Origin of the sequence: Micromonospora sp. U21 (assembly GCF_018070045.1) — a bacterium.
In the GTDB taxonomy this organism is placed as follows: domain Bacteria; phylum Actinomycetota; class Actinomycetes; order Mycobacteriales; family Micromonosporaceae; genus Micromonospora.
In genome coordinates this window covers 82,946-95,305 of sequence record NZ_JAGPYK010000011.1, presented here as the reverse complement: position 1 = coordinate 95,305, position 12,360 = coordinate 82,946, and the positions used below count along the sequence as shown (strand labels likewise).

The 12,360-nt window shown below is 73.2% G+C and carries 15 protein-coding genes; 4 read left to right on the top strand and 11 right to left on the bottom strand.

Annotation, left to right across the window (positions count from 1 at the left end; translation table 11 throughout):
• The 3 genes from KBX63_RS16875 to KBX63_RS16865 form a co-directional block, all read right to left on the bottom strand.
• The gene (locus KBX63_RS16875; RefSeq protein ID WP_210912191.1) at positions 1-813 is read right to left on the bottom strand and encodes a Cof-type HAD-IIB family hydrolase; all 813 of its coding nucleotides are present in this window, start codon (positions 811-813) and stop codon (positions 1-3) included.
• Positions 813-1,634, bottom strand: a complete 822-nt coding sequence (locus KBX63_RS16870) for an HAD family hydrolase (protein ID WP_210912190.1) — start codon at positions 1,632-1,634, stop codon at positions 813-815. The genes KBX63_RS16875 and KBX63_RS16870 overlap by 1 nt, the downstream gene beginning before the upstream one ends.
• Before the next feature lie 210 nt (positions 1,635-1,844).
• Entirely contained in the window at positions 1,845-2,588 is a 744-nt protein-coding gene (locus tag KBX63_RS16865; RefSeq protein ID WP_210912189.1) for a hypothetical protein, read from the bottom strand.
• A 131-nt stretch (positions 2,589-2,719) separates the two neighbouring features.
• Between KBX63_RS16865 and KBX63_RS16860 the strand changes: the two genes are divergently transcribed.
• The 3 genes from KBX63_RS16860 to KBX63_RS16850 all read left to right on the top strand — a co-directional run bounded on the left by KBX63_RS16860 (position 2,720) and on the right by KBX63_RS16850 (position 4,487).
• A complete protein-coding gene (locus tag KBX63_RS16860; RefSeq protein WP_121656729.1) occupies positions 2,720-3,151 on the top strand; it encodes an OsmC family protein in 432 nt (143 codons plus the stop codon).
• Between the two features lie 151 nt (positions 3,152-3,302).
• Positions 3,303-3,650 (top strand): metallopeptidase family protein, encoded by a 348-nt coding sequence (locus KBX63_RS16855; protein ID WP_210912280.1) that lies wholly within the window; start codon positions 3,303-3,305, stop codon positions 3,648-3,650.
• A gap of 114 nt (positions 3,651-3,764) precedes the next feature.
• Positions 3,765-4,487, top strand: coding sequence for an AIM24 family protein (locus tag KBX63_RS16850; RefSeq protein ID WP_210912188.1), 723 nt, complete (start codon positions 3,765-3,767; stop codon positions 4,485-4,487).
• A gap of 48 nt (positions 4,488-4,535) precedes the next feature.
• Here KBX63_RS16850 and pheA read toward each other — a convergent pair whose 3' ends face one another.
• The 5 genes from pheA to KBX63_RS16825 all read right to left on the bottom strand — a co-directional run bounded on the left by pheA (position 4,536) and on the right by KBX63_RS16825 (position 8,034).
• Positions 4,536-5,492: a prephenate dehydratase gene (gene pheA / locus KBX63_RS16845; RefSeq protein ID WP_210912187.1), complete on the bottom strand. Its 957-nt coding sequence runs from the start codon at positions 5,490-5,492 to the stop codon at positions 4,536-4,538.
• Positions 5,493-5,502: 10 nt separating this feature from the next.
• Positions 5,503-6,009 carry a hypothetical protein gene (locus tag KBX63_RS16840; protein WP_210912279.1) on the bottom strand — a complete coding sequence of 169 codons (507 nt, stop codon included), beginning with the start codon at positions 6,007-6,009 and terminating at the stop codon, positions 5,503-5,505.
• Between the two features lie 193 nt (positions 6,010-6,202).
• Complete coding sequence (locus KBX63_RS16835) at positions 6,203-6,592, bottom strand: ACT domain-containing protein (protein WP_210912186.1); 390 nt, start codon at positions 6,590-6,592, stop codon at positions 6,203-6,205.
• A gap of 75 nt (positions 6,593-6,667) precedes the next feature.
• Positions 6,668-7,126 carry a hypothetical protein gene (locus KBX63_RS16830; protein ID WP_210912185.1) on the bottom strand — a complete coding sequence of 153 codons (459 nt, stop codon included), beginning with the start codon at positions 7,124-7,126 and terminating at the stop codon, positions 6,668-6,670.
• A 167-nt stretch (positions 7,127-7,293) separates the two neighbouring features.
• The gene (locus KBX63_RS16825; RefSeq protein ID WP_210912184.1) at positions 7,294-8,034 is read right to left on the bottom strand and encodes a hypothetical protein; all 741 of its coding nucleotides are present in this window, start codon (positions 8,032-8,034) and stop codon (positions 7,294-7,296) included.
• A 163-nt stretch (positions 8,035-8,197) separates the two neighbouring features.
• Between KBX63_RS16825 and KBX63_RS16820 the strand changes: the two genes are divergently transcribed.
• Positions 8,198-9,415 carry an arginine deiminase gene (locus KBX63_RS16820; RefSeq protein ID WP_210912183.1) on the top strand — a complete coding sequence of 406 codons (1,218 nt, stop codon included), beginning with the start codon at positions 8,198-8,200 and terminating at the stop codon, positions 9,413-9,415.
• A gap of 15 nt (positions 9,416-9,430) precedes the next feature.
• Here KBX63_RS16820 and KBX63_RS16815 read toward each other — a convergent pair whose 3' ends face one another.
• From KBX63_RS16815 to KBX63_RS16805, 3 genes are all read right to left on the bottom strand, one after another.
• Positions 9,431-10,318 carry a DUF5926 family protein gene (locus KBX63_RS16815; protein ID WP_210912182.1) on the bottom strand — a complete coding sequence of 296 codons (888 nt, stop codon included), beginning with the start codon at positions 10,316-10,318 and terminating at the stop codon, positions 9,431-9,433.
• A 61-nt stretch (positions 10,319-10,379) separates the two neighbouring features.
• Positions 10,380-10,823: an ATP-binding protein gene (locus KBX63_RS16810; RefSeq protein WP_307871736.1), complete on the bottom strand. Its 444-nt coding sequence runs from the start codon at positions 10,821-10,823 to the stop codon at positions 10,380-10,382.
• 28 nt (positions 10,824-10,851) lie between these two features.
• On the bottom strand, positions 10,852-12,306 hold the full coding sequence (locus KBX63_RS16805; protein WP_210912180.1) for a PAS domain-containing sensor histidine kinase: 1,455 nt from the start codon (positions 12,304-12,306) through the stop codon (positions 10,852-10,854).
• Between the last annotated feature and the right edge of the window lie 54 nt (positions 12,307-12,360).

Genomic DNA, 12,360 nt, shown 5'->3' with positions numbered 1-12,360 from the left:
TCAGCTCAACCCGAAGACCTTCTCCAGGTACGCCGCCACGCCGTCCTCGGAGTTCGCCGTGGTCACCTCGTCGGCGATCTCCAGGACGGCGCGGTGCGCGTTGGCCACGGCCACACCCCGCCCGGCCCAGGTGAGCATCGGCACGTCGTTGGGCATGTCACCGAAGGCCAGCACGTCCGCCGCGGCCACGCCGAGCCGGTCGCAGTACCAGTCGAGCCCGGCCGCCTTGGTCACCCCGGCCGCGGAGATCTCCACCAGGCCGGAGGACGACGAGTGCGTCGCCTCGGCCACGCCGGCCACCACCGCGCCGACCAGCGCCGCGAACGCGTCCGGGTCCTGCTCGCCGGCCCGCACGAGCAGCTTCACCGCCGGGACGGACAGTAACTCCTCCGGCGTCTCGACCAGCCGGATCGCCTCGTGATCGGCGTCCCAGCGCAGCGGATACAGCTTCTCGTGGCGCATCTCCCGACTGTCCAGGATCTCCACCGCGAAGGCGATCCCGGGCACCTCGGCGCGCAGCCGGCGGGCTACCTCGGCCAGGTGCTGCGGCGCGAGCGGGTCGGCCCGCAGCACCTCGTCCTCGAACGGGTCGTAGACCACGGCGCCGTTGGCGCAGACCGCCGGCAGCGGCTCGGCCAGTTGGTCGTACACCATCTTGAGCCAGCGGACGGGACGGCCGGTGACCAGCACGACCGGCGTGCCGCGCGCGGAGATCCGCGCGAGCACGTCGGCGGTGTGCGGGCTGACGGTGTGGTCGTCGCGGATCAACGTGCCGTCGATGTCGGTGGCGATGAGCCGCGGTGTCTCTCCCATCACCGGGACAGTAGCCGGTCCAGGTACACCGCCACTCCGTCGTCGTCGTTGCGGAGGGTCACCTCGTCGGCGGCGGCACGGACGGCGGGGTGCGCGTTGGCCACCGCCACCCGGGACCAGCCGGCCCACTCGAACATCGGCAGGTCGTTGGGCATGTCACCGAAGACCAGCACGTCGGCGGGGTCGACCCCGAGGGTCTGCGCGACCACCGTCAGCCCCGTCGCCTTGTCCACCCCGGGCGGGCAGATCTCGATGAAGCCGAGCCCGGCCTGGGTGAGTGTGGCGACCTGCGGCGGGACGATCCGGCGGGCCACGGCCAGCAGTTCGTCCACGTGGTGGTCGGCGGTCCGGGCGAAGGCCTTGATCACGTCACAGGAGAGGCACTCCGCGCGGGTGCGCGCCTCGAACCTGTCCTGGTAGGGCCAGCTCGCGTGGTAGTCGCCCCAGAGCGGGGCATCGTGCTCGTCGGAGGCCTCGACCATGACGGTCAGCGGGCCGACCTCGGCCTCCAGGTCGGCGAGCAGCCGGGCCAGCACCTCGCCGGCCAGTCGCTCCTCGCGGAGCACCACCGGGCCGGTCGGGTCGCTCTGGTCGACCACCCACCCGCCGCCGGCCATCACCAGGAAGTCGGCGGCCCGGATGTCGTTGCGGGTCAGCTCGGTCAACCGCGGTCCGCGCCCGGTCGCGCCGACCACCGGAATGCCGGCGGCCCGCACCCGGTCGAGCACCCCGTGGGTGTACGCGGAGACGGTGTCGTCGCTGCGAACCAGCGTCCCGTCAAGGTCGGTCGCGATCAGCTTGGGCAGTCCCGGGCGGGTCATCGTTCCTCCTTCGCCCGCCGCCGTCGCAGCCTGCCGTGCGGTACTGGTGCCGGGACCCGGCGTGACGGCGGGCAGCAACCGTACCTCGCGGAACAGGTCCCAACCATGGTTTCCAGGCGAATCGGGCGCCAACGGGCGGCGCATCGTGGTGCCCATGAATCGCAGGTCAGACGGTGCGGGCAGAGCACCCGACCGCGCTTCCGGCGCGGGTCAGGCCGGGGGTTCGGGGCGGGCGAACGGGACGGCCGAGGTGACGGTCAGGTCGGCCGGCGCGGGCGGGCCGTCCTCGTCGACCGGGTCGCGGTCCCGACGGCGGCGCCAGCCCCGTCCCGCCGCATCGTCCCCGCCCCGGTCGTCCGCCGCCGGCCCGGCCGGTGCGCCGATCGGAGCGGCCGCTGCCAACCGCAGCGCGAGACCGAGCAGCACGCAGGCGGTGAACGCCATCACCAGGCCGCGACCGTACTCGACCCCGAAACCGTCCTGGGGTGAGTAGTAGAGGCTGCGCTGACCGGGGTCGTCGAGCGTGCCCGTGGCGGCGGCCAGCAGCGCCAGCAGGGCACCGGTGAGGGTGAGCCCGGCCAACCGGGCGTTCGGCCGGACAGCCGCCGTGCCCCGCAGCGCCAGCGCGACGGTGCAGACCAGGCCGAGCAGCCCGACCAGGTAACCGACCCCCAGGCCGCCGACCTCGGAAACCCCGACGCGCACCTCGATCGTGCTGTTCCCCTCCGGGCCGCCGTTCGGCAGGGTCATCACCAGCCACTCCCCGACCAGCGACGCGACCCCGGCCACCGCGCCGAGCCCGGCGAGCAGCAGAGGCAGCCTTGGGTCCCGGGTGAGACCGGCCAGGGATCGGCCGAACCGGCGCGGCGGGGTCGGATCGTCGGCACCCCACTCGATCACGGCCGGGCCGTCGGACCGGTCACCTTGCCGGGGGATCGGCAGCTCCTCGGACATCGGCCATCCTTCCGCCGGTCACGGGCCTGCGTCGAATCATGGCACAGCAGACGCGTGGTGATGGGAATCGCAGGGCCGTTGTCCGTGCCGGTCGGTCGCTCCGCGGTCGCCTTTCCGCTAGCGTTCTGGTCATGCCTATCCGTACCGCTTCCGCACAATGGCAGGGCAATCTCACCGAGGGTTCCGGCACCGTCCGCACCGGTAAGGGCGGCCTGTCGGGCACCTACTCCTTCAAGTCGCGCTTCGAGGAGGGCGAGGGCACCAATCCCGAGGAGCTGATTGCCGCCGCGCACTCCGGCTGCTTCTCGATGGCGTTCTCGAAGGCTCTCGCCGACGCCGGCTCGACGCCCACCTCGGTCGAGACCACCGCCAAGGTCCACCTGGACAAGACCGACGCCGGGATGACCGTGACCCGGATCGACCTGGAGACCGTCGGCCAGGTGCCGGGCATCGACGACGCGGAGTTCCAGAAGCTCGCCGAGGCTGCCAAGGCCAACTGCCCGATCTCCCGTCTGCTCTCGCCGGGCGCCGAGATCACCCTCACCGCCCGCCTGGCCTCCTGAGCCGGCCGACCCGTACGCCGCACGTTCACGGACAGGGTCTCCGCCCGTACCCGGGCGGCCGCTCTCTCCGTGAACGCGCGGATCCCGGCCAGGGCCAGCTCATCGCGACCGGTCGGCCGGGACGGGGTCGGGCAGAATGGGTGGGGTGCCGGTGGAGATGACTCGCGAACGCTTCGAGGAGCTGGTCGGCGACGCCCTCGACGAGGTGCCCGAGGAACTGCTCGGCCTGATGAGCAACGTGGTGATCCTGGTCGAGGACGACCCGCCGCCGGGCGAGCCCGACCTGCTGGGCCTCTACGAGGGGCACGCGCTCACCGCCCGGGGCTGGGACTACTCGGGCGTGCTGCCGGACCGGATCTTCATCTACCGCCGCCCGATCCTGCGGATCTGCGACAACGACGAGGACGTCGTCGACGAGGTGGCGGTGACCGTGGTGCACGAGATCGCCCACCACTTCGGCATCGACGACGCGCGGCTGCACGCGCTGGGCTGGGGCTGAGCCCGGCCGGTCGCCGCCTGACCGATCCGCCGCGCCGCTCGGCCGATGGCCCGTGGTTGCCCTGGTCGCCTACCGTCGGTGCAGCGACCGCGACCTTTTCAGGAGGCACCTTTCATGCGCAGCGAGCTGTTCTCCACGGAGAATCTGGAGAAGGAGTCCGCACAGCCCGGCATGCGGCTGCAGAACTCCAAGATGTTGAAGATCGAGCTCAACGGCGAGGCGATGGCCCGGGTCGGGTCGATGGTCGCCTACCAGGGGCAGGTGCAGTTCCAGGCGCTGGGCTCGGGTGGGCTCGGCAAGTTCCTCAAGCAGAAGCTCACCGGCGAGGGTGTCCCGCTGATGAAGGTCTCCGGCCAGGGTGACGTCTTCCTCGCCGAGCTGGCCAAGGACGTGCACATCATCGACCTGGAGCCGGGCGACTCGCTCTCCATCAACGGCTCCAGCGTGCTCGCCTTCGACTCCACCCTCCAGTACGACATCCGAATGGTCGGCGGTGCCGGCATGGCCTCCTCGTCCGGCCTGTTCAACTGCGTGTTCAGCGGGTACGGCCGGATCGCCATCACCACCAGGGGCACCCCGGTGGTGCTGAACGTGGACGCCCCGACGTACGTCGACCCGCAGGCCGCGGTCTGCTGGTCGGCCAACCTCCAGACCGGCTACCACCGGGCCGAGCAGCTCGGCCTCGGCACGCTCCTCGGGCGACGCACCGGCGAGTCCTTCACGATGAGCTTCGCCGGCCAGGGCTTCGTGGTCGTACAGCCCTCCGAGGAGCCGCCGATCATGGGCAGCGGCGCGCAGCAGCAGGAGGGTGGCCTGCTCGGCGGTCTGCTCAGCTGACCACGAGGTGCCGGCGTTCCCGCTCCCGGGTGCGCCGGCGCCGTCCGATCAGCTCAGCTCGCCGCTGCGCAGCCGGGCCAGCCAGGCCGCCGCGTCGGCGTAGTCGACGTCGGAGAGGCCGGCCGGCGCCGGCACCGGCCGCTCGCCCGCCGCGTCCGCCCAGCGGTGCCGGGGGTACGAGCCCAGGAAGCGGACGTCGGCGCAGACCCGACGCAGGCCCTGCAACGCCTCGCCCAGCCGCACGTCGGCCACGTGCCCCGTGCAGTCCAGGAAGAAGACGTACCGGCCCAGCGCCTCGCCGGTCGGGCGGGACTCGATCCGGGTCAGGTTGACCCCTCGCACGGCCAGCTCCATCAGCACCGACAACAGCGCGCCGACCCGGTCATGGGCGATGTAGACCGCGAGCGAGGTGAGGTCGTCGCCGGTCGGCGGCGGGGGCGGCCCCGGGCGGGAGACGAGCACGAACCGGGTCACCGCGTCGGGATGGTCGGCGATCTTGTCGGCGAGCACCGCGAGGCGGTGCCGAGCCGCCCCGATCGGCGCACAGATCGCGGCGTCGTGCTCGCCCGCCCCGGCGCCGGCGGCGGCCGCACCGTTGGAGAGCACGTCGACCACCACCGCGTCGGGCAGGTGGTCGCGCAGCCAGCCCCGGCACTGGGTGGACGCCTGCGGGTGAGCCGCCACGGTGCGGACCGAGGTCAGCGAGGTGCCCGGCCGGGCACCGAGCACGAACTCCACCGGCAGGATCACCTCCCGGGTGATCACCAGCGGCTCGCCCTCGGCCATCTCGTCCAGGGTGACACCGACCGCGCCGCCGATCGAGTTTTCCAGCGGCACCAGCGCGGCGTCGGCGTCCCCGGCCCGGACGCTGTCCAGCGCCTCCCCGACGCTGCGGGCGGGCGTACGGTTGCCGCGCTCGGCGGCGGGAACGGTGCGCAGCGCCTGTTCGGCGAAGGTGCCCTCCGGGCCGAGGTAGACGAAGCGCGTCGGCGGTGTTCCTGGCATGCGGACCAGCCTACGCACCCGGCCCGACGACCGGCCCGGCGTCGCAGGCGAGCGTCCGGATCCCCACCGGACCGGTGGCACGTACCTCGATGGTGCACACGTCGGTGCCGGCGGTGACCAGCTCCGGCGCGGCGGCCCGACCCCGGGTCACGACCTGGAGTTCCTCGTGCCCGGTCACCTCCAGCACGGTGTACTGCCAGTCGGCGGCGCAGAGTGGCCCGGTGCGGACCCGGACCCGGACGTTGTCCGGAAGCACGGCGCCACGGCCGCGCACCAGCTGCACCACCCGCTGCCCGCTCGGTCCGTTCCGGCAGGCCGTCGCGACCAGCCCGGCGTCCGGGGTGGCCGTCGCGGTGCCGACCGGCGGGGTGGCGGGCGGGGTGCTCGGGGTGCCGGTCGGGCCGGGTGCCGTCGGGGCGCCGGTGCCGTTCGGGGGGCCGGACGGGTCCCGCAACTCGGGTGGGGCGCCGCAGCCCGTCAGCACGCCGACGGCGAGTAGCGCGAACGCTGCCCGCAGGACCCGGAGCGTGGGTAGCGCGCGGGTCGCCGGATCGTTGGTCGCCGGTGGGGCGTGGGTCGTCGCCCGCGGTGGGATGGACGCGCGGCGGGGCGGGGTGAACGGCACGGGCCGATCCTCGGGACATCGGAGAACGTCGTCGTGGCCGGGGTGGCCGAGCCCATCGTAGGGGGAGCGGCCGCGTGGGTGAAGCTCAGCCGAGGACGCGGTGCCCGGCACGCTCCAGCGCGGCCGTGCCCTCGGTCAGTCGCACGGCCGGCACCAGCAGGTAGTCGGTATCGAAGGTGGAGAACGTGACCACGCTGACCCGGGCCTCGGTGAGCGGGTCGACAAGCGCGGCCAGGGTGCCGGTGCCGACCGCGTCCACCGGGCTGACGACCCGTAGGCAGCGCCAGACGGTCTCCACCACGGCCTGAGCGGGCGCCCGTTCGGTCGGGCAGATCACCGAGATCCCGTCGGCCGTCCAGCTCACGGTGACCACGTCGGCGCAGCCCAGCCCGCTCGACAACGCGTACGGCAGGGTGGAGCCGGCGGCCAACCGGCACACGGCGTACTCCCCCGGCAGCAGAGCGATATCGAGCATGAGGGCACCTTACGGCCTTGGTGCGGGCCCACCCCAGCATCGCCGCGTGCGGCGAACGACACACTCCGTCGCAGGTCAGACCTCGGAGAAGAAGGTGAGCGAGCCGGCCACGGCACCGTCGGCGAGCACCGGGGTGGAGATCGCGTCCACGGTCGCGTCGGAGCTGTCCGCCGACGCCGCCTGCACCCGGAGCAGACCGCGGGCGAGCCGGCCGGACGAGAGCGCCAGCAGGGGCGGAATCTTGTCGGTCTCGGCCTCGGTCAGCTCGCCCCGGTTGGCGGTGAAGTCCAGCAGACGCAGCCCGCCGTCGAGCAGCGGCCGCCCGATCAGGCCGTCCGGCTCACCCAGGCAGAGCAGCTCGCAGCCGGCCGTGGAGATCGCCACCACCCGGGTTTCGGCGTCGATCAGCAGGCACGGCTCATCGGCCCGGCCGACCGTCGAGGACCACTGGCCGAAGTTGTCGGACTCCGGCTCTGTCGAGACCCGCGCCGTCGGCACGAACACTTCCGAGAGCGAGAGTTCGACGTGGGCCACCGAGCCTCCTATGTACACCGACGGACTGTCCACGCTAGCTGGTCGCCGCCGGAACCACCGAGCGCACCGGGCCGCCGGCCGCGCTGCCTGAGCCGGGGCGGCCAGTGACGGCGCGGGAGCCGGCGGGGTGGACGGGGGACCGGAGCCGCGTGGCGTCGCCGGTGACGTTACCGGCGGTTGGCCGGCTTGTCAGCGGCCGTTCGGCCCTCGTCATACCACCGGTAGTCGGCCGTTGGACGGTACGTGCCGTTCAGCCAGGTGCCGGGGTGCTGCGCGACCCGGGAAAGCTTCTCGGCCGTGGCGGGGCTGATTCGGCTGCCGCCGGCCACGAGGAGCCGGTCCAGCTCCCGGTGGGTGGCCATCAGACAGTCCTTCGGCAGGCCGTAGACGCTGATCACGCCGGAGCCGACGAAGGTCAGCACCGGCGTCACCGGCACGGGCAGCCCCACCGCGGTGGAGAGGGCCTTGCTGGCCCGCTTGGCGTCCCGGCGGGCCTCCGCCACGTACGGCGGTCGCTTGCCGTTGATCTGCACGACGTCCCCCGCGACGAGCACGCGGGCCCGGCCGTGGTCGGCGATGGTCACCGCGAACAGGCCGCTCGGACCGATGGCGAGGAACCCGGCGCGCTCGTCCTGGCCACGGTCGAGCAGGACGTCGGCCACGTCGGTGCGAGGCCACTCGATGACGTGCCAGGCCGGCCCGAGATGGTCGAGCTGGCCCAGGGCCCGTGCTCCGGCCGCCTCCAGCTTCCGGGCGCCCCGCTCGGCGCGACGACGGCGGGCCCATTCGAGCGGTGTCGGACGGACCGGTGCGAGAACCCCCGGCGACTCGACGCGGGGATGGGGCACCGCGACGGGCGGCAGTGCCCGGGCGGTCGGTACGGCTCGTCGTGCGGGAAAGACAGTCATCGCGACCTCCGGCAAAAGGTCCCTCGAAGTTATGTCCCCACTACCCTACGTTGACACTCCCCGTGTTCGGCAAGCCGGAACGCCGGAGTGACTGTGGATGAATGCCATATTCATCCACAGTTCTTTTCTCGGATGCCGCCAAACCCTGCCCTACGCTGCGGGGGTGACCCACTACGTCGACAGCGAAGTCGGCCGGCTCGGCACCGTACTGCTGCACCGGCCCGGCCCCGAACTGGCCCGGCTCACCCCCCGCAACAACGACTCACTCCTGTTCGACGCGATCCCCTGGGTCGGCCGCGCCCAGGAGGAGCACGACGCGTTCGCCGCCGCGCTGCGCGAGCGCGGCGTCGAGGTGCTCTACCTGGCCACCCTGCTGGCCGAGACGTTGGCCGTCGCGGACGCCCGGGCCGAACTCACCGAGCACGTGCTGCGCTCGCGCCGGCTCGGCGACACCCTGCGCGCCCGGGTCGCCGACCACCTCTCCTACCTGGACCCGGTCGCACTGGCCGACGTGCTCACCGCCGGGCTGGCGCACGAGGAACTGCGGATCAGCTCGGAACGGCCGGGCGGTCTGGTCTACACCCTGATGGACCGGCACGACTTCGTCATCGATCCGCTGCCCAACCTGCTCTTCACCCGGGACTCGTCGCTGTGGATCGGCGACCGGGTCGGAGTCACCAGCCTGGCCATGCCGGCCCGCCGCCGGGAGACCACCCTCACCGACGCCATCTACCGCCATCACCCGCGCTTCGCCGGCACCGACTTCGTCTACAACCCGCACCTCGAGCATCTGGAGGGCGGGGACGTGCTTCTGCTCGCCCCCGGGGTGCTGGCGGTCGGGGTGGGTGAGCGGACCACCCCGGCCGGAGCGGAACGCCTCGGCCGGCAGGTCTTCGCCGCCGGGCTGGCCCACACCATCCTGGTGGTGCCGATCGCCCAGGAGCGCGCCACCATGCACCTGGACACCGTCTGCACGATGGTCGACGTGGACGCCGTGCTGATGTATCCGAACGTCGCCAGCACGCTCTCCGCGTACACCGTGATCGCCGGCGCGGACGGCGAGGACCCGCGGGTGGACGGTCCCGCGCCCTTCCTGCGGGCCGCCGCCGACGCGATGGACCTCGACCAGCTCCGGGTCATCGACACCGGGCTCGACCCGGTCACCGCGGAACGCGAGCAGTGGGACGACGGCAACAACACCCTCGCCCTGGCACCCCGGCTCTGCGTCGGCTACGAGCGCAACACCGAGACCAACGCCCAGCTGGAGCGGGCCGGCATCGAGGTGATTCCGATCGCCGGCTCAGAGTTGGGCTCCGGCCGGGGCGGCCCGCGCTGCATGTCCTGCCCGATCACCCGCGACCCGCTGCCCGTCACCGGGTGAGCGGGCCAGCCGCGCTCAGCGCAGGGTGAGCTGGCGACCGAGCAGCCCCTGACGGGCCCGCCGACCGGCGGCGTCCAGCGGGTCGGTGGCGGCGAGTGCCTCGGCGTACCGCTTGGCGAACTGTGCCACCGGGTCCTCCCAGTCGGTCGCCGGAGTCTCCTCCGGCAGGTCCCAGACCGGCACCAGCCGACCGTGCGCGCGGAACATGCCGGCGAACCGGGTCTGCTCGCCGAGCGGCAGCGTGCCAGGCGCGCCGAGCCGGGCCAGCGCGTCGAGGGCGGCGTCCTCGTCGTCCGGCAGCACCCAGCGCACGTGTGCCTTCTCCGGGACCTGGCACCAGTACGCGGCCTTCGCCGCGGTCAGCCGCACCGTGGGGTAGATGGCCGCGTTCGCCCGCTCCAGCGACGCCTGCACGGTCGGGTCGTCGGTGGCGCCGGGGTCGAGCCAGAACTCGAACCCGTCGTGCATGCTGATCTCCAGTGGGCCGTCCACCAGGACGTCCTGCAGCCGGGGGCCGGGGCCGGGCAGCGGCGGCACGGCCACCTGGCCGCCCGCCTCGGTCCGCAACGCGCAGAGCAGCGCCTCGGCCAGGTCCCGGGAGACGTCGCCGGACTGCTGGTGACGTTGCAGACCGATCAGCACCCGGCCATCCGGCTTGCTGATGGCCGGGGCGGCCATCGGCAGCACCGTGGCCAGCGTGACCGGCCGGTCCCCGAACTCCTCGACAAGGGTGGGTGCCAGCCGCAGCGGCGCGGATGCGGCGGGCACCAGCTCGCGCAGCGCGATCCACTCGGGCTCGTCGACCAGCCCTTCGAACGGTCGGGGCACGAAGATGTCCCGCACCTTGTCCCGACGGGGGGCGGTGTCCGCGGCGGCGCGCTGGCTCTTTCGACGCTTGCTCACGGCGTCACAGCCTAGAGGCCCGACCGGCTCGTCGTGGGCGGGACCCGCCCTGAGACGTTGTTCAGCCGGCCGGCACCAGGTCGGGCCGGGGCGCGGGGGCCGGATCGAACTCCGCCCAGACGCGCTGGCCCAGACCGTCCCGCTCGACGCCCCACCGGGTGGCCAGACCGGCGACGATGTGCAGCCCTCGGCCATCCGCCGCGGCGGGGTTGACCGTCCGGATCCGTGGCCCGGTGCCCGCGCCGCCATCGGTCACCCTCAGTTGGACCCGCGGCCCGTCGGCGGAGGGCCGCAACCGCCAGGCCACCCGGACCACACCGCCGGGCAGCGGTCGGGCGTGCCGCACCGCATTGCCCACCAGTTCGGCGAGCACCGCGATCAGGTCCGCGAGGAGCGTCGGGGGTACGACGTCCGCCAGGTCGTCGGCGAGCCGGTGCCGGGCCACCCGTGCTCCGGTGGGATGGTGGGGGACCACGACGCACCATGCGCGTTCCTTCGCTGCCACCGTCGCCTCCACGTCACCCCACCGCCGGTCAACCGCGCGGTAGCCGCACCTCTGCGACCGTACCGCCGCCGGCCCTCGGACGTAGGGATACCCATCCATTCTGCTGTTCAACGATCCGGCGGACGAGATAGAGACCGAGCCCCGCGCCCGGGTAGCCGCGCCGGTCGCCGGACTCGCCCTGCCAGAACCGGTCGAACGCCCGCTCCACGTGCTCCGGGCGGATGCCGATGCCCCGGTCGCTGACCCGGAACGCCACCAGCTGACCGTCGACGGCAGCGGTGATCTCGATCGGCGCGGTCGGCGCCGAGTACTTGCCGGCGTTGGTCGCCAGCTCGGTCAGCACGGTGACCAGGCTGGGCCGGTGGCCGAGTGCCTTGGGCAGGTCGGCCGGGAGGCGGAGCACCAGTCGGTGGCGCAGCTCCGCCGGCAGGTCGACGACCGCGGCGCTCAGCGCCTCACCCAGGTCGAACGGGGTGGGCGGGTCGTCCCCCGGCCCCGATTCGGCCGCTGAGGAGAGCAATCGGTCGACCAGCCGGGCCAGCTCGTTGGCGCGCTGCCCGATCACCCGGGCGGCCTGCCGCCGGTCGGACTCGGTCAACGAATCCCAGTGGTCGGTGAGGGTGTCCGCGTACCCCTTGATCACGGTGACCGGGGTGCGCAGCTCATGGCTGGTCACCGCGACGAACAGCTCGCGGTCGTGGTCCCGGCGCTGCTGGTCGGTGATGTCGCGGAAGGTGACCACCCGTAGCGTGCCCGGGCCGGGCAGCTCGCCGGAGGTGATCCGCAGCCAGCGCCCGTCCGGCAGACGGTGGTCGCGGACCTGGCCGGACGGTGGCAGCGGGAACGGTAGCGGGCGGCTCAGGGCCTGCTCGGCCGTCCGGCCGGTGACCTGGGCGGCGGCCGGGTTCCAGAGTCGGACGTGCCCGTCCCGGTCGACCACGGCCAGCCCGTCGGCGAGCGCCGCCACCACCGGCCCGTCGCCGTGCACGGGCAGGCCGGTTTGGTCGCCGTACATGTGCGCTATGCAGGAGGCGAGGTAGGCGACCACCCCCTGCTGCTCGGCGTCCGGCTCCTCGTCGCCCTGGTAGAGCGCGTGCAGGCTGCCGACGGTGTGACCGCCGATCTCGGCCCGGGAGACGGCCATCCGGCGCAGGCCGCAGCCGGCCAGCTCGTCGGCGAGCTTGCCGCTGAGGTGGGCGACCCGGGCCTGGCGGACCCGGGGGCCGGAGAGCAGGCAGACAGTGTCCGGGTCGTCGGCCGCCAGCGGTCGGCCGAGGATCCACTCCGCCGCCCCTGTTGCGGCGATCACCCGACCACCGGTCGGGCCGAACTCGGCGAACGCCATGCCGGCCGCGCCGAGCGCCGGCTGGGCCACCCGGAGCAGCTGGGTGAGGACCGGCAGGCCGGCGTCGCCAGAGTTGATCATCTCGATCACGACGGTGTGGCCGGCGATGAGAGCGGGGAAGTCGATACGCTCCGGCATGTGCCGAGTGTGCCCCGCCGACCCGGATTTCGGCACCCCTGCCGGGTCGGTGCC